This window comes from Lactobacillus sp. CA30L, from assembly GCF_059900845.1.
Genome location: NZ_JBWXGB010000003.1, coordinates 20,322 through 43,698, shown reverse-complemented (window position 1 = coordinate 43,698; position 23,377 = coordinate 20,322). Strand labels below are relative to the sequence as shown.

Genomic DNA, 23,377 nt, shown 5'->3' with positions numbered 1-23,377 from the left:
TCCGTTTATCTGCTTGTACTTTCCATTCCGTTATCCATGCGTATCGCGCCACCATTAATGTGATTTGCTTGTTCAGAAGCCAGAAACACTGCCACGTCGGCAACTTCAGTCGGCGTAGCGTAACGGTTATCAAGATAACCGACCGCATATTTTTTGTACGCTTCCTCGTGAGTGAGATCAGGGAAAGCCATCTTTTCAATCCGCTTCATCATATCAGTATTGATTGCTCCCGGAGAGACTGCGTTAACGTTGATACCGTGCGGCCCCAGCTCCATGGCTACACTCTTAACCAGGCCGAGTGTGGCGTGCTTGGACGAACAGTAGTGGGACATTGCTGGTGCACCGACCATTGATCCGTCTGAGGCGATAACTACAATGTGACCGTGGTTCTGCTTGACCATCTGGGGTGCCGCGTACTTCATGCAGTACATGACTCCAAACACGTTAACCGCGTAAGTGTGCTCGAAGTTTGCGTAAGTTTGCTGCTCGATAGGTAGTGACTTACCCTCATCACCGGCGTTCGGTACCAAAACGTCCAGGCTCCCAAAATGACTGACCGTTTTTGCAATTAATCCTTTGACCTGTTCTTCTTTAGTTACATCAACAACCGAAGTCAGGAGGTAGTCCGAATCAACGTCAAGGGTCGGTACAAACTGGTCCAGCTTTTCTTGGCTAGTAGAAGAAATAGATAATTTGGCCCCTTCTTTTGCAAATTCCTTTACCAAAGCCTGGCCGACACCACCGGTTGCCCCGGTGATGACGACAACTTTGTCTTTTAAACCGAAATCCATCGTGTGTATCCTCTCTATGAAAATCTTATCTGAAATAACGCTTCCAGTAGATATTATAGATGGTGTATGTCTATAATAGAAATAGAAATCTTTGATATGTAATAAGGAAATACAATTATGGATATTAGTAAACTCAGGATTTTTGTTAATCTAGTCGAAACCACAAACTTCACCCGGACGGCGCAGAACCTTAACCTGACCCAGCCGAGCGTAAGTTATATTGTCAAGACAGTTGAAGACGAAGTTGGTCAGCAATTGTTCATCCGCAACAAGAGGCACGTGGTGCCGACTAAAAACGGCCTGATTTTCTATAACCAGGTTAAGCCGCTGATAAATAAATACTATTTGGCGCTCCAGAGCATCCGCGATAATGAGAAAAAGGATGCGGATATTATCACCATTGGCTGCACGGTTACGCCCTACAATACAGATATTCTTCCGCAATGGATAAAGAAGTTCAGCTTAATGCACACTAACGTCAAGTTTAACGTGACGATCTTAGACCATAACAAGTTGAAGCAATATCTGGAAAACGAAAACATTGACCTGTTTTTGACTAGTGAGGGTGATGCCTCAGACCTCAAGAACATAAAATTCTATCCGTTAGTTAAAGATGAATTTTTTGCGATTGTTCCCCAAAACAACCCCTTAGCTAATAAAGCAGAATTAGCGTTCGGCGATTTTTCAAATCAAAGCATGATATTCGTAGATAATGACTGGACGGGTGTCGAGATGGTTAACTTGCAAAATAAGATTATCAGTGTAAATGGCAATTTAAATATTACTTATACCAATGATATAATGAGCGCGTTTATTCTTGTGAATTCTTTGCAGGGTATCACAATGGGCCTGAATTTTATCTATGAGGAGCACAGAGAGGGGCTGGCGCACGTTCCAATAAAGGAAAGTCCTAGAATAGTCTATGGTGCGGTTATTAATAAAAACAATAACAGACAAATAGTTCAAAAATTTATTAGGTTTATCCAACAGGAACAAAAAAGTGTTCCAAACAATTAGTTTTTACTTCTAAACATTGTGGGAACACTTATGAATGTCTGTTGGTAAAGAATTTACAGTGCGGTTATTTTTGCTCGGACGCACCTGAGACCACATCGGCAGGATTGTTATTTTCGTCAGGTACCAGCTTTTGGCCAGTCTCCTTTAAGTACCACTTAATGGTCGGTAACAGGTCAACAATCCACTCTGTAACGCCAGCATAGTCACCGTTTTTGTCGCGCATGTCCTTGAAGTAGGCAACCATGTACTGGTCCTTGCTTGGCTTAACCAATTTGTAAGTTTTACCGGTTTTGGCATAGTCCATTATTTTTTGAACGTGCGGCATGGACGTTTTTTGGTGGACGTCGGTTAGGGTTTGGCCCAACTTTTCTGGCCAGCGCGGTGAAAGCAGCTTTTCCTTGGGAATCTCGTTGTTGCAGTACACGTAGCGATCGTCCTTGTCGATGGTGATGAATTCGAGCGGTAAGCAATTGAGCATTGCATCAAGCGTGTCGACGGTCATCAGACCCTGATCCAGCTCGACATAATCTGTGCCCTTGGCGGCGTTAACTTTTTGGGAAGTTTCAACAACCCAGGTACTGGTTGCTTCTTCAGTGTGTTTAACCATAAAAATCCTCCTTAATTAATATTTTGGTAAAATCGTTTACACCAAAAGTATATTTTATTTATACTTATAAGTGAAATTAATATCGGTTATTAATAATAGAAATTACTTATGAAGGAAAGTTATGGATATTAAGAAATTAGCGACGTTCATCAACTTGGTTGAGACGCGGAATTACACTAGGACGGCCAGGGCGATGCACGTGACGCAGCCGACCGTTACCCATGATATTAATGCAATTGAGGGTGAAATTGGAGTCAAGCTGTTCAACCGCAATAAGCGCTACGTCAACGTTACCAAGAACGGTCAGGCCTTTTACCAAAAGATCCGGCCGCTGCTTAACAATTACTATTCCGCCGTGCAGGATATTCAAGAAATTGACTTGCGGGAAAATTCGCAGATAACTCTGGGCTATTCTTACACGCTCTTCAATGACCACTATATTCCCATTTGGATTAAACAGTTTCAAAAGATTCACCCCAAGGTCAAATTTGTGGTTGTGGATTTGAACCGTAACGAACTAAAGCAGCATTTACTGTCCGCTGAGCTGGACGTTATGATTACCACGGGCAGCGAAGCTGCTGATCTAAGCGGAGTCAAGCAATATCTGGTTGAAACGGAGCCGTTTAAGGCCATTGTTCCCCGGGATAATCCGCTAAGCAAGCGTGCAACACTGGAGTTGACCGCTTTTCAGGGCGAAAAGATGCTCTTCTTGGACAATAACTGGGCCGCCGTCGACCTAATCAATCTGCAGAGCAAAATCATGCACCTGAATGATCAGATTGAGGTTGCTTATGCCAATGATCTTTCTTCTTTGAATATCTTGATTAAGAGCGGCCAGGGAATTGCCCTCGGACTCTACTGCATTTACGCTGAACTGGACAATGATTTGACTTATGTTCCGATAGATTGGGAACCGACGGTGGACCTGACGATTATTACCCCGGAGAACAACCACAAGAGGATAGCCCGCCAGTTCATCAAGTTTGTGCAGGAATTCAAGTTTGAAGATTAAGAAATTAGCCCATGTCTTTTTCTAATTGGTCAAGTTGAACGATAGGCTCAGTGGATTAAATATTAAATGGCAAAGCAAAACCGGCGCTCATACAGAGTGCCGGTTTATTTGTAAAGATGAAATAAAACTGGTGGTTTTTAGTTCAAAAATTGCATGTTTACTGTAACAGTTTGATGGGCACTTTTATTACGGCCTTTTTGCAGGGTACGGCATTGCGTTCCAAATTCAGGCAGGCCTCATGGGCATCTTCCGGAAATAAAATAAGGTAATCCCCTGGGTGTAAGCAAATTGAAGTTGCCGGACCATCAAAGCGTTGATAATGGGCAACGTCATCGGCTGTCCCCAATGCGTTGTCCGTTTCTTTTAGACCGGTTGGCTTAGTTATCCTTGTTATTTCCTCACCTGCAATCAGGTAATGAAAGTCTAGGTGCTCTTCGTGATTTTCAAACCGACCCATTTTTTCTTCTTTAGTATCATATTCCTGAATTTTTACAAAAATACCATCATTTAGGTCATATCTTCCAACTTTTAATTTCTTTAAATCAGTTTTCTTCAACCAGTCAAACGCCTTGGCTAAGTATTGATTCTGACAAATAAAGTTGGTTGTCAGATCATTAATATTGGCAAAAATCATTATAATTCCTTTCTTTACAAAAATAATTAATTATTGAGCATTTGCTTCGAATTAAGTTTTTGAATCTTATTGACCATTTCATCAAAGGATAAATTGCTCAGTTTCTTGTCACCGTTGAATTCGGTTTTTTCAATATCATTGAAATCATCGATTAAATAGTAAGCCGTAAGGTAACTCAACAAAAACTTTTTGGCTTCAGGTATTAAATCCTGGTCTGAGTAGTTCATACGCCTAGCTACAGTAGCAAAGTTATAAGCGAATTTTTCGGGATCAATCTGTGTATTTTCTTTATCTGCCATGTATTTACCTTCTTTCAAATTAATTGTTTACAACTTTATTCTATATTGTCGAAAAGAATAGTTTTATTATTTACCGTTTAAAAATAAGACAATAGATATTTTAAAATACTGATTTATGATTTTATCCGCAAATTGTGTTTAAAAATAAGACAATAAATAATGCAGTTGAATGTTAAATTCTATTAGCATATAAATGTAAGCGATTGCCCCGATTATTTTATTTGAAAGAGGTCATTTAAATGTCACAAGCATACATTGTTTTAATTGTTATGGCGGTAATGATCATAGCAATGGTTTCTGATAAATTCGACTTTGGATTTGCACCCGTTGCTGCATGTACAATTTTGGTTTTAACAGGAACAGCAACAGTACAGCAAGCATATGGCGGTTTTATCAATAACAACACAATCCTAACCGCTGGGTATGTTATTATCAGTTCGCTGTTTGCAAAAACACGCGCCATTCATAAATTACAAGCATTTTTATTAAAAGTTCAAAAAGGCAAGAGCGGACTTACACTATTCGCAGTACTACTCTTGTTTACCATTATTTTAATGACGGTAATGGAACCGGGTCCGGCAACTTTACTGATTTGTCTAGTGTTATCAACACTGCCAGCTGGAAGCGGCATCCCTTCGGGCCAAATGCTATTGCCACTTGCTTCAATGGTTGATATTGGCGCCCGCAAGGTTCCGATGGGCATGACGATGGTTTATGTATTGGCCCTCAATAATTTCATTACCAATGCGGGCTTTAGTCATACTGTAGGAATGGGAACCTGGATTATTGCCGGTGCCATTCCACTGTTGGTTGCCTTCGTCTATTCTTTAGTGGCTTATCGGGTTTTACCCAAAAAAGACCTTAAAATTGATGCCGGTGAAGATCAAGCGGATAAAGAAGAAACTACAGACGATAATTTAAAGACCTGGCAGGAAGACTTAATCTATATTTCTTTTATTGTCACTACTATTGCCATGTTCTTTACTAACCAATTAGGCAATATTGTCTATGTTATTCCTCTAGTAGGCATTGGTCTAATGTATTTCTGCAATATTATTAGTTTCAAAGAAATACGTGAAGGCATGTCAAGTCCGATTATCTACCTGTTAGGTGGCATGTTTGGCCTGGCCGACATTATGGCTGCTAAAGGTGTGACTAAGATGATTGGTTCAGGATTGCAGGGACTTTTGGGTAACAATTCCAGTATTTGGATTATCACTTTGGTCTTTGCCTTTGCTGCAACTATCATGGCTAACTTGACTGGTTCTAATATGGGCACGACGATGATTCTAACGCCGATTGCTATTGCTGTGGCTGTAGCCTCTGGGTTAGATCCGCGTGCAGCAGGTTTGGCTACAGTAATTGCTTCTAATGCAGCAATTATTATGCCGATGGATACTGCGATTGGTATTGCGGTTGCTCAGGGCCACTATAAGATTGGGCGCACCTTTGTCTATACTATCCCGCTGACGATAATATATATTACGGTGGTGGTAGTAGTATGCTGTTTACTGTTTCCAGCATAGAACAATAAAGGAATGTAAAAAGGTGTTTTTAGTTTAAAGGCACGTATAAATTAAGAGGCTGATAAATCAACGCATGTTAACGCGATTTATCAGCCTTTTTAGATTGAATCTTAAAAAATACTTTACTTAAGGTAGCGCCATAAAGTTGCACGACTGATATTGAGTTCTAGAGCAGTTTTGGTTTTGTTACCGTGATTTTCTTTGAGCTTATCCTTAATTATTTGCACAATAGCATCATGTAGAGTCTGCCCCTTAGTTTCTAAATTATGTGTGGAATCAGCTGTTTGTTCGGGACGCGATTTTTCCGCAATTGAAAATTGATCCAATATTTCTTCAATATCCTTCCCCTTTAAAATTGGACCTGTTGCAGTTGCCAGTGCTGTCGTCAAAACCTGAATAAATTCACGATAGTTGTGCGGCCAAGCATAGCTCGATAATAGATCTAAAGCAGTATCGGATACACCAGAAAAAGTTTTACCGGTTTTAAGGCTAAAGTCGTTGAGAATCGAGCGCACTAACTGGTTAAAAACCTCGTATGACATTTCATTTAGGGGTTTTAAAAATAGTTGGTTAACGTTTAAGTCATTTGGAAAATCAACTGTTAGTTTAGTACCGTATGCTTGGCTAATTAAGAATACTAGTTTATTTCTACTGGCAAGGTTTGACTTGCGAATAAACGTAAAGAAATCCTGTAAGTCGCCTTGACGCATTTTCTCAATTCCAGAAATTTGGACAAGATTATTATTTTCAAAGAAGGGTGAGCTGTTGTCAGTAATAGCCTGCTCTAATTCCTCATGATTGGAAAGTGAGATTTCGATAAGTGGTAGGTGATTTTTGCCGGCCTTTTTAGCAATTAGCCTGGATAGATATGTCTTTCTGAGTCCATCTGCACCCGCAATACATACGGGTGTAGGCAAACCAGCATAGTAGTCAAGCAGCTTAAAGAAATGTTGATCATAACAAATTGAATATATTGAGGAAATATAATTAAGGTCTCGTTGTGGCTTGTCCTGATAATGGCTATTTTTTTCAAGTCTATCCAAAGTAGCAAGGGAAAAATGATCAGTTTGCTTAATAGTTAAATGCCACGAAGCATCATCAAAAAAGACCAGCTGTTTGTGTTCATTGATAGCCTTCCTAACCTTTTGGGCCAAAATTGCTGTTTTCTTTTTGTTGCTGCTAAAGAGAACTTCAAAGTAATTATCCCTTGCAAAGAAAAGGGTGTAGTTATGAAACGCTTGGAGGGACTCAGAAAGCAATTCAAAGTAATTGACGTTTTTTTGCTTTTCTTTGAGTAAAAGAAAACAAGTTTCGATGGCATGGTGCACGACTTCATCACCGGATTCAATTAAATATGAACTGAAGTGGTAGATATTGTTCGAACTGGCAATAACGCCGGAATCACAGATAATATTCTTATAACCCTTGCTTGATAACTGCTCCATAGCCTTTTTTATATCTATTTTTTTCTTAACTACAAATTTAGTTATTTTAAGATTAAATTGGGCCAGAGTCTCGGTAATAGCCTTGTTAAAGGCATCATAGCAAATAATAGCTGTTTTACCCAAATCGGGAATACTCGTGATTGTTCGAATAATATCGTATTGTGAGATTCCAATATCGATTACAGGGACATTAGTTTGTCCCTTCAAAAAATCAACGGTTCCGCCGCGTGAAAGAAGCAGATCAAAGTAATTGCTCTTAACCAGGTTAGTTAATTCCCGTTTGTTTGCTAGATTAGCCAATTCAATCTGGATTTTAACGTTGAGATGAGGATTTTCCGCAGCCATTTTTTCAAAAAAAAGCTGCACCTTGGTTTTAAGCCCCGGATAGGGTACTATGCAAAGTATTTTAGCGGTCATTTTTACCTCCTTTGTTTCAAATTGAAACGTAATTTTACATTAATTATACTTCTTTTCTTTAATGGTGAATAGCGTTTAAAAATTAAACAATAAAAATTACAGCTTTCAGTTAAATCAATTTAATATTAAGTATGTAAACAGAACACGAGATGGGAGGTGAAAAAATGAATAAGTTTCTGATAATTGCTGATGATTTCACTGGCGCAAATGATACCGGGGTTAAGCTTACAGAAGAAGGTATGCCAGTAAATGTGTTTTTTTCAGCAATTAATATTGTTCCGCACACTTCCTGCGTAATTGATACTGAAACAAGAAATGATCCTGAAAAAAAGGCCTACGAAAAGGTTAAGACGATTTTAAATTCAATTGATCTTAAGCGCTTTGACGTCATTTACAAAAAAGTGGATTCAACGTTGAGGGGCAACATTATTCCAGAACTGAAGGCACTCAGTGAGCGCTTGAATCCCGATTATGTGGTTTTTGCGCCAGCTCTGCCAGCTTTAGGAAGACAGGTAATCAATAAAAGATTATTCGTTAACGGCACTGACTTGAAGAAAACAGAATTTGCCCATGATCCAGTTAAACCTGTAAAACTGGCCAACGTTGAACAGATTTTAACTAACAGTTTCGGTGCAGACAGTGTTCAGTACTATTCATTGCATGAGCTAAGGTCCGGTCAAGAACTTGATTTAAGTAAAAGATGCTTTGGTTTTGACACAGAAAACGATGGTGATTTTGCTAAAATTACCGCCCTTTTTCAAAATCTTAAGGGCCAAATTTTATGGATTGGTTCCTCGGGATTGATTGAAGGAATGGTTAAAGAAAGCAAGTCAAGTGCTCCTGCGATTGCCTTAGTTGGTAGCGTGAGCAGCAAAACCAAAGAGCAAATTCTATATGCACAAAAGAATGGATTAGCAATCATCTCGTTGCCTATTTACGAAATATATAAAGCAGAAAATTATTCGCAATACGTTGATCAGGCTCTGCAGGTATTAAAAGAGGGCAACAATTTGGCCCTAGTATCTTCTGCTTCGCTTGAGCGAAATGACCTAGTGAAGACCAAGGCAAAGTTTAAGGCGGCAGGAATTAGTGAAACCGAAATGGAAAAAATCGTGCAAACAACGCTAGCAGGAACATGTCGGAGAATAGTTAACAAGTTTTCCGTTTCTGGATTGTTTGTTACTGGTGGAGCAACTGCGCAGAGTATTTTACGAATGGTTAAGGCCCAAGGAACCGTTATCAAAGAAGAAGTTGCTTTGGGCATGCCGCTGTTAACGATTTCGGGTGGCGAGTTTGATGGTATTAATATGATTTCCAAGGCTGGTGCCTTCGGAGATTCGAGTTTAATTATGTTTGGTCTAAATAAATTACGTTCTTTAGGAACAAAGGAGGAACTGTCATGGAGCTGCAAGAAAGCTTAACCGCTAAGTTTGAAAGAACCATGCTATTACCAGATTCAGGTATTCAAAGTCATGCTTCAAACTTATTGATGTTGGCTAATGGTGATACCCTTTGTACGTGGTTTTCTGGTACAGAGGAGGGTAAAGACGACATTACCATTTTTCTCGCACGTATGAAAAATGGTGAGAGTAAATGGTCAAAGCCAGTGCCAATGTCGAACAATCTTGGTCGTTCTGACCAGAATCCAGTTTTGTTTAAGACGCCAAAGGGTGACATTTGGCTGTTATATACTTCGCAGGAAGGCGGCAACCAGGATACAGCAATCGTTCAGTACCGTATTTCACGGGATGGCGGCCAAACGTGGAGTAACCAGAGCAATCTTTTTCCGGGTGAAACCGGCTTGTTTATTCGGCATCCGCTAGTCGTGACCGATAAGGGCAAATGGCTGCTACCCCTGTATCACTGCGTAGTCAAAAATGATGGCAAGGCTTGGGACGGCAGTTATGATTACAGCTGCGTTCGGGTTACAAACGATGAGGGCCGGACTTGGACGGAACACGAAATTCCTGCAAGCCGTGGCTGCGTCCAGATGAGTATCGTCAAGTTGCTGAACCATGGTGGATATGTCGGCTTATTTAGAAGTCGCTGGGCCGACTATATTTACCGTACTTTTTCAGAGGACGGCATTAATTGGTCAGCACCAAAAGCAATCGACTTGCCCAATAATAATTCATCTATTCAAGCCGCCCTTTTACCAGATGGCAATTTGATTTTGGCCTTTAACAATTCTAGTGCAAAAGACGCTAAGGTCAGGAGACTATCGCTATTTTCTGAGGAAACTGAGGCCAAAGATGCACCTGGTCAAGATCATGGCAAAGTAGCTTTTTGGGGAGCCCCGCGTGCGCCGATGACGGTTGCATTATCAGAAGATAAGGGTAAAACTTGGCCGTACGTTAGAAATGTTGCAGAAGGCAGTGGCTATGCACTGACTAATAATTCAAAAGATAAGAAGAACAAAGAATTTTCATATCCGTCGGTTAAACCTACCTTAGATGGAAAGATTGATCTGACCTTTACGTATTTTAGACAAAACATTGCATTTGTTGAATTAACCGAAGATTGGGTTAAAGAAGGAAAGGAATAAAAAAGATGACAGTACAAGCATTTTTACAATTACCACAAAGAGTTTATTTGGGCGAGAATCTATTAGACAATTTGGGAACATTCCTTAAGACCAGGAAAAACACTAATGTTTTGCTTTTTACTGATCAAGGGTTGCTTAATGCGGGACTAGTTCAGCCCTTGGAGGACTACTTCAAAGAAAATAGGGTGCAATACCAAATTGAATCCGAAATCAAACCAGAACCAAGTTACGTTCAGGTTGATGAACTTTTCAAAAAGGTAAGCAAATTCGACTTTGATACGATTGTCGCCATTGGTGGTGGCTCAGTCATGGATGCGGCTAAATTGATTTCATTGCTTTTACACACGGAATTGAGTGTTAAGGATCTGATTGATGATCCAACTAGAGCACAAAAGCATTGTGCAACGGTCTTTATTCCAACTACTGCCGGTACGGGTTCAGAAGCTACAATTAATGCAATTGTGGGAATTCCGGAAAAACAGGTTAAGTTTGGCATTGTCTCAGACGCGATGCTTCCAGACTTGGTCCTTCTCGACGTTAACAACGTTAAGAACTTGCCTAAAGGAATTTTGGCCTCATCTGCAATCGATGCTTTGAGTCACTGCGTTGAATGCTATACCGCTAAGAATGCAACGGTGATGAGTGATGGCGTATCCCTGTTAGGTGCTAAGCTGATTTTTAAGAATATTATTAAGGCTTACCAGGATCCAGAAGATATTGCCGCCCGTGAAGCGCTGCAATTAGGAGCATTTTACGGCGGGGTTGCGATTACAGCCTCTGGAACCAACATTGTCCATGCCTTGTCTTACCCATTGGGGGGTAAATTCCATATTGCACATGGGGTTTCCAATGCAATTTTGTTTAAAGCGGGAATGGAAACTAATAAGTCTGCAATTAAAGGTCGTTTGGCGTCACTTTACGATAATATTTGGCCGGAAGAAGGCAGTAAGAGTGTCGATGAGAAGGCCGATTTTGTCATTGATAAAATTGCTGAGGTAGTTGAGAAAACGGAAATTCCAACCGATTTAAAGAAATTTGGCGTCAAGGATTCTGACTTAGACTTCCTGGTTGATTCTGCACTTGAACAGAAGCGTTTGCTTAGTCACAACATGAAGGAATTAACCCGTGAAGATGTTGAAAAGGTCTACAAGTCAGTAATGTGATTTAAAAGGAGATTTTAAAATGAGCAAAGCAGAAATTGCACATGGTATTATTGCCGCAATGGTCACCCCTATGGATGACGACGGGCGGGTAAACTTTGAAGAGTTGCGCAATCAAGTTGACCGGCAAATTGCTGCTGGAATTAGTGGCGTCTTCACACTAGGAACCAACGGCGAGGGCTATATTCTGAGTCACGATGAAAAGTTAAAAGTGATGGAGGCAGTGATTGAACAAGCAGATCACCGTGTGCCGGTATATGTAGGTACTGGTTGTGTTTCAACGGCTGAGACCATTGAATTATCAAAAGAAGCTGAAGATCTTGGTGCTGATGCCCTCTCCGTAATTACCCCGTGGTTTGCCAAGGCATCACAAGAAGACCTATATCAGCACTATAAGGCTTTAAACGAAGCGGTTCATATTCCAATCTTGCTTTATAATATTCCTGCACGTACGGGTAATGCTTTGGCTCCACAAACTGTTGCTCGTTTAGCAGATTTACCTAATATTGCTGGTGTAAAGGATTCAAGTGGCAATTTTGATAATATTTTACAGTACATTGAACTGACACGGGACAAGGATTTTTCCGTTATCTCTGGTAATGATTCATTAATTTTATGGACCCTAAAGGCGGGTGGCACCGGTGGCATTGCTGCTTGTGCAAATGTTTTGCCAGATATTATGGTATCCATCTACCGGCACTTTGAAGATAGCGACTGGGAGGCAGCCCGGAGGGCGCAAGACTCAATTCGTCCGTTCAGAAACTGCTTCAAGCTGGGCAATCCCAACACAATCGTTAAGGAAGCTACCAATTTGATGGGCTTTCCCGTAGGAATGCCGCGTGCGCCGTTCAATGGATTAACCCAAGAGGCTGTACAGACGATTCAGACAACTTTGGATGAATATTACAGTAAGTATAAGAAATAATTGATAAAGGAGATAAAACTGATGGATAAACCAATTGTTGGGATCACAATGGGTGATCCTGCAAGTATTGGACCAGAAATTTCTCTAAAGGTGTTTCAAAATAAGGATCTTTACGAAAAGTGCCGTCCGCTTTTAGTTGGTGACAGCAATGTGCTTAAAAGGGTAATGGAAGTATTGCCTGACCGTAAGCTAAAGCTGAATAACATTAGGAATGTTCAAGATGCTAAGTTTCAGTTTGGTACGATGGATGTTTATGACATGCATGAGGTTGATATTAATAAGCTTGAATTTGGTCAGGTAAGCAAGATGGCTGGCAACGCCGCGTTTCAATACGTTAAGAAAGTAATTGAACTGGCTAATAGTCACGAAGTTGATGCGACGGTCACTAATGCCTTGAATAAGGAGGCAATGAATCTAGCAGGACACCATTATGCCGGGCATACTGAAATATACGGCAAGTTTACCGATACGCCCAACTACACAATGATGCTGGCCCACGGAAATTTGCGGGTAGTTCATATTTCAACGCATGTTTCTTTGCGTAAGGCTTGTGATTTAGTGAAAAAGCCCCGTGTTGAGGAGTGCATTCGTCTGGCGGATGAAGTATGTCGGCACTTGGGAATTGTAAATCCTAGAGTTGCAGTAGCAGGTCTAAATCCACATGCTGGTGAAGATGGACTGTTTGGGGATGAAGAAATTAAGGAAATCGCCCCAGCTGTTAAAGAGATGCAAGCTAAGGGAATTAATGTTGAAGGTCCAATTCCAGCTGATACAGTCTTTGCTAAATGTATTGGGGGCATGTATGACATTGTTGTGGCAATGTATCATGATCAAGGTCATATTCCGGTCAAAGTAATTGGTTTCCAATATGATGAAAAGAAGAAAAAATGGAGTAGTGTTGCGGGGATTAATGTTACGCTAGGGTTACCAATTATTAGGACATCTGTTGATCACGGTACGGCTTTTGACCAAGTGCTTAAGGGTACGGCTAATGAAGTAAGTCTGGAAAATGCAGTTGATTACGCAATTAAACTAGCTAAAAATGACTAAAGGGTCAAGGAAACGACTCGTTTCCGTCTTTTCTGTATGCATATCAGAAAATGTAAAAATTGTAATTTTCAGTCAGTTTTAATTAGGCTTGGGTGCATGAATTGCATGTGAGCCTTTTTGTTAGGAGGAAAATTCGTGCCTGAACATTATTATTCAAAAAATATTTCAGCCGTGGAGGCGGAATTAACGACATCGCTTAAGCAGGGCTTGTCGGATGCGGAAGTTAAAAAAAGGTTGACCCAGTACGGTAGTAATGTGCTGACTTCTAAAAAGAAGAAGAGCATGTTTATGCGCTTTGTCGACCAATTTAAAGATTTTATGATTATTGTCTTGATTGTGGCAGCCATTCTTTCGGGCGTAGTCGCCAAGGAGTGGACGGATGCTGCAATCATCATGATTGTCGTTATTCTTAATGCTATTTTAGGGGTAATTCAGGAAGCACGTTCAGAGGCAGCAATTGATGCCTTAAAGGAAATGGCGACGCCTAATGCCCACGTTAGACGTGATGATGCAATTTTAGAAATTCCCAGTACTGAGATTGTTCCCGGCGATGTTGTGCTCCTTGAAGCGGGCGACGTTGTTCCGGCCGACTTGCGTTTGACTACCGCAAAAAGCCTAAAAATCGAAGAATCGGCTTTGACCGGTGAATCGGTCCCCGTTGATAAAAGCAACGAAACGCTTGAAGGCAGCGATGTTGCGTTGGCCGACCGCATTAATATGGCTTATTCAAGTACTAGCGTCACGTACGGCCGTGGCGAGGGCATTGTTACAGCCACCGGAATGGATACTGAGGTCGGTAAAATAGCCACGATGCTCAACAATACGGATGAGACTGATACACCATTAAAAGAGAACCTAACACAGCTTGGCAAAACCATTACGATTATGATTTTGGTGATTTGCGCGGTTGTGTTTGCAGTTGGTGTTTTCACCAAGCGCGGTACGGCACCAATGAATTCATTACTAATTGATATGTTCTTAGTGGCGGTATCTTTGGCTGTAGCTGCGATTCCCGAAGGCTTGCCAGCAATCGTCACAATCATTCTGGCCTTGGGAACGCAGACAATGGCCAAGCACAAGGCGATTGTCAGGAAGCTGCCTGCAGTCGAGACACTGGGGGCGACGGATATTATCTGTTCTGATAAAACTGGTACTCTAACCCAGAATAAGATGACCGTGGAAAAGCTTTTTTACCAGGGTACGATTCACGATGATGATGAAGAAATTGAAGAAGATAATCCGGCACTGCTTTCAATGATCTTGGCTAACGATACTAAAATTGAAAATGAGGGCAACTTACTGGGAGATCCTACTGAAACAGCGATGATTCAGTATGCCTTTGATGAAAATATTGACGTGCAAGCTATTCAAAAAAAATACAAACGTATTCAGGAAGTTCCATTTGACTCGGAACGGAAACTGATGAGTACCGTTAACCAGTTTGACGGTAAGTATTATGTTGCAGTAAAAGGTGCACCAGACATGCTGCTGAAGCGGATACGATCCGTTAATATCGGTGGCAAGATAACCCCGATTACTACGGAGCAGCAGCAGGATATTTTGGCTTCGAACCAAAATATGGCGCAAAAAGCTCTGCGTGTCTTGGGTCTAGCATATAAAATTATTAATAAGCCCTATGATGATCCGACAACAGATAACGTTGAACAAGAGTTAGTCTTTGCAGGATTGGTAGGAATGATTGATCCTGAACGTCCTGAAGCCAAAGCAGCTGTTGCTGAAGCCCATAGTGCCGGTATTCGTACCGTAATGATTACGGGTGATCACCAGGTAACAGCGCAGGCAATTGCAGAACGTTTAGGTATTCTTAAGCCTGGTGAAAGCAAACGCGTCTTGACCGGCGCGCAACTTGATAAGCTGAGCGATGACTACTTTAAAAAGCATGTTAGTGATTATAACGTTTATGCAAGGGTTTCACCGGAACATAAGGTGCGCATTGTAAAGGCCTGGCAGGCTAACGATAAGATTGTTGCAATGACCGGTGACGGTGTAAACGACGCACCAAGTTTGAAGCAAGCTAATATTGGCATTGGCATGGGAATAACCGGTACCGAAGTTTCTAAGGGTGCTAGTGATATGGTGCTTGCTGATGATAACTTTGCCACAATTGTTGAAGCTGTCAAGCAGGGCCGTAAAGTATTCAGCAATATTCAAAAGGCCATTCTTTACCTCATGAGCTGCAACGTCGGTGAGGTTCTTACCGTCTTTATCATGACGATGCTTGGTTGGGATATTCTAAAGCCAGTTCAACTGCTTTGGATTAATTTGGTAACGGATACGCTCCCAGCTATTGCTCTTGGTGTTGAACCGATTGAAAAAGGAATAATGAAGCGTAAGCCAAGGGGAAAGAAGTCCAATTTCTTTAGCGGCGGTGTTGCAAGTTCTATTATTTATCAGGGCATCATCGAAACTGCTTTGGTTTTAGGGGCTTATGGCATAGGCTTGGCAGTCGGTCCGCATGTGGGAAATGCAGCAATGCAACATGGTGATGCACTCACAATGGCATTTTTGACTTTGGGACTTATTCAACTTTTCCATGCCATTAATTCTAAGTATGTTCACCAATCAATTTTTTCTTCTGATACTTTTGCAAATAAGTGGTTCAATTGGGCAATTTTGATTTCAGCTATAATTATGGCAGCAGTTGAGTTGCCGTTCTTAACCAATTTGTTTGCCGTTACGGAGTTAAATATTGCTCAATGGACAGTGGTTTTGGGTGCAGGCATCGTGATGATTTTGATTGTTGAAGTGGTTAAACTAGTACAGCGTAAGATGGGGAAAATGTAACTATCTGCGCTTAATCAGTGAAGGTCAAACTCGAGTGAGTTTGATCTTTTTGTTTCAGCTTTTTTTGCTTAATAAGCCAATAAGTGAAATGAGTCCCAAAAGTTGTCTAACTTTCGGGACTCATTTCAAAGATTAAATAAAAAAGGCCAAAATATCATTTTTCCCTTGACATAGACGTCCATAGATGTTTATATATAATTGCAAGCGATTACAAGAAGGTCGCAAAGAAAAATGTTTTAAAAGAAAGGTAGTTTATTATGTTAAATTTATCGGATAAAGAATTGGCAGCAAAGATTCAACACACTAATGTCAACCCGGAATTAACACCGGATGATATTAGGGGCCTATGTGATGATTGCAAGCAATTTGGTTTTAACGGCGTTATGATTCAACCTCAGTGGGTTGCACTTGCTAAGAAGGAGTTAGCTGGTACGGATATCGAAGTTGCTACTTGCATGAGTTTTCCGATGGGTGCCCAAAAGACTGAGGTTAAAGTTTTTGAGGCAGAAAAATGCTTTGAAGACGGAGCTGATCAGCTCGACTGGATGCCTAACGTTGGTTTCTTAAAAGCAGGTATGTATGACGAATACCAAAATGAAGTTGCTGCTGTTGTAAAGGCAGCAAATGGTAAAGTTGTAAAAATTATGCTGGAGTTCGGGATGCTTTCTCGCGATGAAAAAATCAAGGCAGCTGAGTTGTCTAGGGATGCTGGAGCTACTTACCTTAAGAATTCAAGTGGCTGGGGTAAGGGCGGCCATGCAACCGTTGACGATATCCAATTATTGAAGAGAATTGCTGGTGATAAGTGTTTGGTTAAGGCTTCTGGTGGTATTAGAAATCGTCAACAGGCCTTGGCACTGCTTGAAGCGGGAGCTTCACTTTTGGGTACCAGTGCAGGTCCACAAATTATTACAGGGGAAGCAAGAGAAGATAATTCAATCGCAGATTAACTTATTTAGCTTTATTGCTTATAGGGTTTAATAGTATAAATGCTTTATAATTAAGGCAAAGAATGTACTATATTAAACAAAACTTTTTAAAGAAGGAATGAATCCCTATGAGCAACATGTCAATAGATAATAATTCTCCAATTTCCATTTATCAGCAAATTGCCGATCAAATAAGGGCAGACATCGATAAGAAGGTTCTAAATCCTGGTGACAAAATTCCATCGGAAAAATGGTTTGTCGATAATTTGGAAGTGGCACGGGGGACGGTTCGTAAAGCAATTTCTTTACTTGTTGAGGAAGGAACTTTGGAAAAGGTCCAGGGCAAGGGCACATTTGTAACAAAGCCACAATTTTCTTACCCGTTTGCGCAAGAACTAGTCTCTTATGCGGAAACAATGAAAATGAAGAATATTGACTATACTACTAAGGTTATGGAACAAAAAGTTGTGCAGCCACCGGTTGATATTCAGAAAAAGCTCAAATTAACGGGCAATCAGAAAGTATTGTATCTGGTCCGCCTGAGAAGCGTAGAAGATACGCCGGCGATACTGACCTTTAATTGGATATCGCTCGATCGTTGTCCAGACTTAGAAAAAGTTGATTTTAATAAGGTAGCTTTATTTGACGCAATTGAAAAAACTGTAGGAATAAAAATTAAATATGGTATTAGAAATTTTTCAGCATGTAGTCTTAGTAAAAATCAGGCAAAGATAATGGAATTATCAGCAGGCAACGCTGCCTTGGAACTAAACCAAGTAACCTTTGCCTCAGATGATGAACCGATAGAATGTTCTGATGCACTACTTAGAACGGATCAGTATAAAGTCACTTCGATCTTGTACAGATAAGGGAAAATACAATGAGGATATTAGTAACAACACATGGAAATATGGCAAAGGGAATCTGTAGTAGCTATGAGATGCTAGCGGGTTCAACGGATAAAATCGAATATTTAGGGCTTGCTCCGGATGATACCGGCCAGTTTAAGAAAAAGCTTGCTCAAAAAATAGATAATGAAACGGATAATTTGTTGGTTCTCTGTGATATTAAAGGTGGATCTCCATATAATGAGTGCTTCGCCAAGTATTTGCAATATCCCGAAAGAATAAGAGTTGTATCAGGTCTCAATTTGTCCATGCTGCTTGAAGTTGGCTTAGCTCTCCCCGGTGAACCAAGTTTGGATCAAATCACAGATTTAGCTGAAAAATCTGGTAAAGAAGGAGTTTGTGTAGCTAGAGATACAGCAAACACAAATCAAGATATCGAATTTTAGCTAGAGGAAGGTGTTTCTCTATGTCAATAACATTAGCAAGGGTAGATGATCGTGTAATCCACGGTCAGACTACTACAAGATGGTCAAAGGAAAGACCGATAGATGGGTTCTTGGTAGTGGGTGACAAAATCATTCACGATAAACTTAGAACAAAAGTCTTAAAAGCAGCCGCTGGTAACCTTAAAGTAGGCATATTCAGTGACGAGAAGGGACCAGAAATAATTAAAAAGGGCGTCCAGTCACAAAAGAATTTTTTCTTAATATCTAATTCTCCCCAGACTTTTGCAAAGCTGCTTAAGATGGGTGCAGACTGGGGCAAGGAATTGAACGTTGGCCCGATGAATACGCGCGAAGGTGCAATTGTAGTCGAGCGGACTTTAGCCCTTGATGATCAGGATTACGCAGCCTTTGAGTACATGTATAACCAGGGAATAAATATTTACTTTCAATTAATCCCTGATGAAAAAAAGAAAACTTGGCCTGAAGTTAAAAAGCACTATGATGAGTTGAAAGCCAAGGAGGTATAGAGATGAATATAGCTCTGTTTTGGCAAGCAATTCTTGTAGGCATCCTGGGGTACCTAGGTGCGGTGGATAGCATCATCATGGGGGGCGTGGCCTATGGGTTCTATGTCTTAGGTAGGCCATTAATTGCAGGCTTTATGTGTGGACTAATCTTTGGTGACGTGAAGGCCGGCATTCTTTGCGGATTAGCCGTTCAGGCTGTCTTTATTGCGACAATGCACACGGGTGGCACTTCAAGTACGGAAATTACTTATGCGTCATATGGTGGCATTGGCTTAGCTATGGCTACAACTAGAGATCCTGCAATCGCAGTAACATTGGCTATTTTTATTGGTCAAACGTTTGGTTTGATTTTCTACAATTTGCGGATGGCGGGCTTCTCTTACTTCAACCATAAGGTTGATCGCGATATTGATCGCTTTGATAAGCATGCGCTCATCATGGATCAGGTTATCTGGCCTCAAATAATCACCTTTTTAGTACGTGCAGTACCTATCTGGGCCGCCATCTACTTTGGTAGGGGAGCGGTTGAGACCTTGCTAAAGGTTATCCCAACGCAAATAACCAGCATTATCACGGTGCTCGGCGGATTACTGCCAGCACTTGGTATCGCAATGCTGATGAACATGTTGATTAAAAACAAATTGCAGATAATATACTTCTTGTTTGGTTTTGCTATGATAGCCTTTGCTAAGATGAGTACTATCGGTTTGGTATTCATTGCCGTTTTAATTGCGTACCTGGTTTACCAAATTTCCGCAAAGAATGGCAGCAACGGTGGAAATTCTTCTGAAAATGAAAAAGTCGTTCAAACTGAAGATGAATACGAAGATGCGGATTTATTCTAAGGAGGTACAAAATGGCTAATACTGAAGAAATGATGAAGCAAGCAAATAAGTCTTCTAAGCCGGGACGCTTAACTAAGAAAGAACTGCGTTCAATCTTTTTGCGATACATGTTTTTGCCTGAATCTGCGATGAGTTATGAAAAGATGCACGGTGCTGCATGGGCAGTTTCCTATATGCCCCTAGGCAATAAGTACTATAAAGACGATGATGCGGCCTATAAACGACTCCTTAAGCGTCATTCGCCTTTCTATAATACGGAACCACAGACGGGCCAGCTAGTGAACGGGATTGTTGCTTCCCTGGAAGAACAAATTGGTATGGGAAATACCAACGTTAGCGAGGAGATGCCTGTTGACGTGAAGGCCTCTTTAATGGGACCATTAGCTGGCATTGGGGATTCATTAATGCAAGGAATCCTCATTCCAACTTTATTATCAATTGCTATGGGCCTTTCAAAGGGTGGCAATCCCTTAGGACCGCTATTCTATATTTTAGCTTATGTTGTAATAATTACTATACTTGAAGTGGTTTGCTTCAGGGGCGGTTATAAATTGGGCGTATCGGCGATAGATAAGATTGTTGGCGAGAGTGCTAAGCGTTTGACCAATATGTTTACAGTACTGGGTACTATTGTTATTGGTGGATTAGCTGCATCCACAATTGCACTGCAAACAACCGTTAAAATTCCCTTTGGCACGCAGACTAAGCCGTTGCAAACAATTATTGATGGTTTCTTTCCCGGGTTACTGCCCCTAATTGTGGTTATGTTTACTTTCTGGCTGATCTCTTCTAAGCGAATGAGTGCAAACAAGATAATCTTGATTTTGACTGTGGTTGCAGCAGTTGGAGTTCTTATCAAGTTTTTATAGTTAGGCATTGCTATCAAAGACAAGCGAAATATTTTGAATAATAATTTCTATAAGACCAAAATTTTTAATTTAGAATTTTGGCCTTTTTGCATGTCTAATTACTTGGCCTTTATAAGATGATACGCGACTTTAACTTGGCAGCAGCAAGTTTTCCTTCTCTTAAATGTAATCAGTTGTTGACATCACTGACGGATATGGTAAACTTACAAAGTAACTAAATAATTACATTTAGTAAAGATAGCTTTACTTTAAGCACAATAGTTATGTCGATGTTTTTGACAACAAGTTTACTGACAAAAAAAACATAGCCATATATTATTTGCTAAGGTATAATTGTTAGTATCTTATATATAAAAGGAGAAAATACTATGCTACAAGTAGACCATTTGAGTAAGAAATTTGGGTCCCTGCAGGCACTGCAGGACGTTAGTTTTACTATTCAACCCGGCCAGATCATGGGCTTGATCGGCCAAAATGGTGCTGGTAAAACAACCACATTTCACAGTATATTGAACTTTCTCCACTACCAGGGACAAATTACCTGGGAGAATAGGCCAATTACCGAGACAACTTTTAACGCGATTGGCTACCTGCCGGAAGAGCGGAGTCTGATGCCCAAGATGACCATCGAGGAGCAGATTGTCTACCTGGCCCGATTAAAGGGCTGCGTGACCAAGGAAATCAAGCCCAAAATTGACGAGTGGCTTGAACGCTTTGAAGTTAAGGGCAAGAAGACAGACAAGATTAAGACCCTGTCCAAGGGCAACCAGCAGAAGGTGCAGCTGATCTGCACGCTGATTCACAATCCCAAGCTCATTATCCTGGACGAACCGTTCAGCGGCTTGGATCCGGTCAACGCCGACCTGCTCAAGCAGGCAATTATGACGGCCAGGGACCAAGGTGCGGCTATTATCTTCTCCAGTCACGACATGACCAACGTCGAAGAAATCTGTGACACTCTGCTCATGTTAAAGGACGGCCAGGTTGTCTTGAGCGGCGATCTAGAGACGGTGCGCGATTCCTTTGGCAAGACGGAGATTTACGTTAAGACGGCTAAGACGCAGGCCGAATTTGCCGCTCTGCCGCACGTATTGCAGGTGAAGAAATTGCCCTACGGTCGTTACCTGTTGCGAATTGATAAGGAACAGAGCGGTCCTGAGGTCTTTGATGCACTGACGCAGGGCCAGTATATTGAGGAATTCCGTCAGCAGCCGCCAACGCTAGATGAAATCTTTAGAATGAAAGTCGGTGAACAGCATGAATAAGTTGTGGATTGTTACTCTTCAAACGTATTGGCGCCAGGTTAAGTCGTGGTCTTTTGTTATCCTGGTGTTCATGCCCTTTATCTTTATCGGCGTGACCCTTCTTTTCAGCACAGTTGGCAGCGACTCGGCTACGTCGCAGTCGGACCAGCAGATTGCCGTGATCAGCCCCTCCCCGCAGCTGCGGCAGAATTTTATTAAGGAAAACCGCAGAAAAGTCGATATTGATCAGAACGTTAAAACGGCTGCAGCGGCCGAAAAGCGGGTAACAGCCGAAAAGCTCGACGGCTACCTGGTCCTGGACCTTAAACAAAACCGGGTGCGGGCGACCTACCATGGCGTAGGAGCAGTCGATGAGGAGCTAAAGGCGCAATTTTTGCGCTATACGCAGAAATTGCAGGGCCAGCTTAACTTGCAGGGGGCGCGCCTGGCACCAAAACAAGCCCAGGCCCTGGCGCAGCGGCCGCAGTACAAGGAGGTCCTGCACAAGGCCGACGGCAAGGGCGATGATAAGGCTGGTCAATACATCTCGCTTGTTCTCCTGCTTTTCATGAGCTACATGATCCTACTTCTATACAGCAGCATCACCGCGCAGGAGATTGCCGCGGAGAAGGGCAGCAAGATTATGGAGATTATCTTTTCCAGCACGACGGCGGCCAAGTACTTCCTGGGCAAGATCTTGGGTATCTTCGGCGTCATCTTGACCCAGGTGGTCATCTATATTATCGGTGGCACGGCCATTTACCGGTGGGCGCTGCACGCCGACCAGACCGCGTCCTTCATGCACGCCAACCAGCAGCTGATCAACCAGGTGCTGGGCAACCTGGTCAACATCAACCTGCTCTTCGTCATTCTAGGCGTGGTGCTTTACACCATCCTGGCAGCCTTCTCCGGTGCCCTGGTGGCCAAGCCGGAAGATTCCTCCAAGGCAGTATCGTGGATCAGTGGCATCGTGATGCTGGCCTATATCATCACCTTCATGTTCATCAACAATCCGGACCAGATTTTGGCCCAGGTCATGTCTTACGTTCCGCTCTTCTCGTCGTTTGTGATGCCGCTGCGCATCATCAGCGGCCACGTCAGCGGACTCGAGGTCGGTATCTCGCTGGCCATCCTGGTGGTCAGCGTTGTGGGGCTAACCATCTACATCAGCAAGATCTACCAGGGCGTTATCCTGCAGACGGATGATACGAACATCTGGAAGCGGCTCAAGCGCGGCCTCTCGTACAGCAAGGCCTAAAATAAAAGGCGTCCGCGGACTAGTCATTAGTCCACGGCGCCTTTTTTGGTGCAATTTTAGTTAAAGGGCGTGCCGGTGGCGCAGGGCGCTCCAGGGGAAAACTATCAGGGGGAGGCCAGGCTAACTAGGACTTGTCAGCCAATTTGCTTTGGTGTATTCTGAAGTACTCTTTAAAACT

General features: G+C 41.8%; 22 protein-coding genes. 17 read left to right on the top strand and 5 right to left on the bottom strand.

What is annotated here, in order from left to right; translation table 11 throughout:
* Window positions 1–5: 5 nt before the first annotated feature.
* The gene (locus AC2JF8_RS04315; RefSeq protein ID WP_500761370.1) at window positions 6–791 is read right to left on the bottom strand and encodes an SDR family NAD(P)-dependent oxidoreductase; all 786 of its coding nucleotides are present in this window, start codon (window positions 789–791) and stop codon (window positions 6–8) included.
* Window positions 792–908: 117 nt separating this feature from the next.
* Between AC2JF8_RS04315 and AC2JF8_RS04310 the strand changes: the two genes are divergently transcribed.
* On the top strand, window positions 909–1,808 hold the full coding sequence (locus AC2JF8_RS04310; RefSeq protein ID WP_500761368.1) for a LysR substrate-binding domain-containing protein: 900 nt from the start codon (window positions 909–911) through the stop codon (window positions 1,806–1,808).
* Between the two features lie 64 nt (window positions 1,809–1,872).
* Here the strand turns inward: AC2JF8_RS04310 and AC2JF8_RS04305 are convergent, their stop codons facing one another.
* Window positions 1,873–2,415 carry a PAS domain-containing protein gene (locus AC2JF8_RS04305; protein WP_500761366.1) on the bottom strand — a complete coding sequence of 181 codons (543 nt, stop codon included), beginning with the start codon at window positions 2,413–2,415 and terminating at the stop codon, window positions 1,873–1,875.
* Between the two features lie 121 nt (window positions 2,416–2,536).
* Between AC2JF8_RS04305 and AC2JF8_RS04300 the strand changes: the two genes are divergently transcribed.
* Entirely contained in the window at window positions 2,537–3,427 is an 891-nt protein-coding gene (locus AC2JF8_RS04300; RefSeq protein WP_500761364.1) for a LysR family transcriptional regulator, read from the top strand.
* Between the two features lie 157 nt (window positions 3,428–3,584).
* On the opposite strand, the gene AC2JF8_RS04295 is transcribed toward AC2JF8_RS04300, so the two are convergent.
* A complete protein-coding gene (locus AC2JF8_RS04295) occupies window positions 3,585–4,061 on the bottom strand; it encodes a NanQ anomerase/TabA/YiaL family protein (RefSeq protein ID WP_500761362.1) in 477 nt (158 codons plus the stop codon).
* A gap of 26 nt (window positions 4,062–4,087) precedes the next feature.
* Window positions 4,088–4,360, bottom strand: a complete 273-nt coding sequence (locus tag AC2JF8_RS04290; protein WP_500761360.1) for a hypothetical protein — start codon at window positions 4,358–4,360, stop codon at window positions 4,088–4,090.
* A 239-nt stretch (window positions 4,361–4,599) separates the two neighbouring features.
* On the opposite strand from AC2JF8_RS04290, the gene AC2JF8_RS04285 reads away from it, so the two are divergent.
* Entirely contained in the window at window positions 4,600–5,886 is a 1,287-nt protein-coding gene (locus tag AC2JF8_RS04285; protein ID WP_500761358.1) for an SLC13 family permease, read from the top strand.
* Between the two features lie 122 nt (window positions 5,887–6,008).
* Here AC2JF8_RS04285 and AC2JF8_RS04280 read toward each other — a convergent pair whose 3' ends face one another.
* Complete coding sequence (locus AC2JF8_RS04280; RefSeq protein ID WP_500761356.1) at window positions 6,009–7,748, bottom strand: PrpR N-terminal domain-containing protein; 1,740 nt, start codon at window positions 7,746–7,748, stop codon at window positions 6,009–6,011.
* A 164-nt stretch (window positions 7,749–7,912) separates the two neighbouring features.
* Here AC2JF8_RS04280 and AC2JF8_RS04275 point away from each other — a divergent pair, with 164 nt between their 5' ends.
* The 14 genes from AC2JF8_RS04275 to AC2JF8_RS04210 all read left to right on the top strand — a co-directional run bounded on the left by AC2JF8_RS04275 (window position 7,913) and on the right by AC2JF8_RS04210 (window position 23,199).
* Window positions 7,913–9,169 (top strand): four-carbon acid sugar kinase family protein, encoded by a 1,257-nt coding sequence (locus AC2JF8_RS04275; RefSeq protein ID WP_500761354.1) that lies wholly within the window; start codon window positions 7,913–7,915, stop codon window positions 9,167–9,169.
* A complete protein-coding gene (locus tag AC2JF8_RS04270; protein ID WP_500761352.1) occupies window positions 9,148–10,293 on the top strand; it encodes a sialidase family protein in 1,146 nt (381 codons plus the stop codon). Before AC2JF8_RS04275 ends, AC2JF8_RS04270 begins: the two co-directional genes overlap by 22 nt.
* A gap of 5 nt (window positions 10,294–10,298) precedes the next feature.
* On the top strand, window positions 10,299–11,456 hold the full coding sequence (locus AC2JF8_RS04265) for an iron-containing alcohol dehydrogenase (protein WP_500761350.1): 1,158 nt from the start codon (window positions 10,299–10,301) through the stop codon (window positions 11,454–11,456).
* 19 nt (window positions 11,457–11,475) lie between these two features.
* Complete coding sequence (gene dapA / locus AC2JF8_RS04260; RefSeq protein WP_500761348.1) at window positions 11,476–12,378, top strand: 4-hydroxy-tetrahydrodipicolinate synthase; 903 nt, start codon at window positions 11,476–11,478, stop codon at window positions 12,376–12,378.
* Window positions 12,379–12,399: 21 nt separating this feature from the next.
* Window positions 12,400–13,428, top strand: coding sequence for a 4-hydroxythreonine-4-phosphate dehydrogenase PdxA (pdxA, locus tag AC2JF8_RS04255; protein WP_500761346.1), 1,029 nt, complete (start codon window positions 12,400–12,402; stop codon window positions 13,426–13,428).
* Between the two features lie 135 nt (window positions 13,429–13,563).
* Entirely contained in the window at window positions 13,564–16,233 is a 2,670-nt protein-coding gene (locus AC2JF8_RS04250) for a calcium-translocating P-type ATPase, PMCA-type (RefSeq protein WP_500761344.1), read from the top strand.
* Window positions 16,234–16,490: 257 nt separating this feature from the next.
* Complete coding sequence (gene deoC / locus AC2JF8_RS04245) at window positions 16,491–17,183, top strand: deoxyribose-phosphate aldolase (RefSeq protein WP_500761342.1); 693 nt, start codon at window positions 16,491–16,493, stop codon at window positions 17,181–17,183.
* 107 nt (window positions 17,184–17,290) lie between these two features.
* On the top strand, window positions 17,291–18,031 hold the full coding sequence (locus tag AC2JF8_RS04240) for a GntR family transcriptional regulator (protein WP_500761340.1): 741 nt from the start codon (window positions 17,291–17,293) through the stop codon (window positions 18,029–18,031).
* A gap of 11 nt (window positions 18,032–18,042) precedes the next feature.
* The gene (locus AC2JF8_RS04235) at window positions 18,043–18,456 is read left to right on the top strand and encodes a PTS sugar transporter subunit IIA (RefSeq protein WP_500761338.1); all 414 of its coding nucleotides are present in this window, start codon (window positions 18,043–18,045) and stop codon (window positions 18,454–18,456) included.
* Between the two features lie 20 nt (window positions 18,457–18,476).
* Entirely contained in the window at window positions 18,477–18,983 is a 507-nt protein-coding gene (locus AC2JF8_RS04230) for a PTS sugar transporter subunit IIB (RefSeq protein WP_500761336.1), read from the top strand.
* A 2-nt stretch (window positions 18,984–18,985) separates the two neighbouring features.
* Window positions 18,986–19,828, top strand: coding sequence for a PTS mannose/fructose/sorbose/N-acetylgalactosamine transporter subunit IIC (locus AC2JF8_RS04225; protein ID WP_500761334.1), 843 nt, complete (start codon window positions 18,986–18,988; stop codon window positions 19,826–19,828).
* Between the two features lie 11 nt (window positions 19,829–19,839).
* Window positions 19,840–20,697 carry a PTS system mannose/fructose/sorbose family transporter subunit IID gene (locus tag AC2JF8_RS04220; RefSeq protein WP_500761332.1) on the top strand — a complete coding sequence of 286 codons (858 nt, stop codon included), beginning with the start codon at window positions 19,840–19,842 and terminating at the stop codon, window positions 20,695–20,697.
* Between the two features lie 368 nt (window positions 20,698–21,065).
* On the top strand, window positions 21,066–21,962 hold the full coding sequence (locus tag AC2JF8_RS04215) for an ABC transporter ATP-binding protein (RefSeq protein ID WP_500761330.1): 897 nt from the start codon (window positions 21,066–21,068) through the stop codon (window positions 21,960–21,962).
* Entirely contained in the window at window positions 21,955–23,199 is a 1,245-nt protein-coding gene (locus tag AC2JF8_RS04210) for an ABC transporter permease (RefSeq protein ID WP_500761328.1), read from the top strand. The genes AC2JF8_RS04215 and AC2JF8_RS04210 overlap by 8 nt, the downstream gene beginning before the upstream one ends.
* Window positions 23,200–23,377 lie beyond the last annotated feature (178 nt).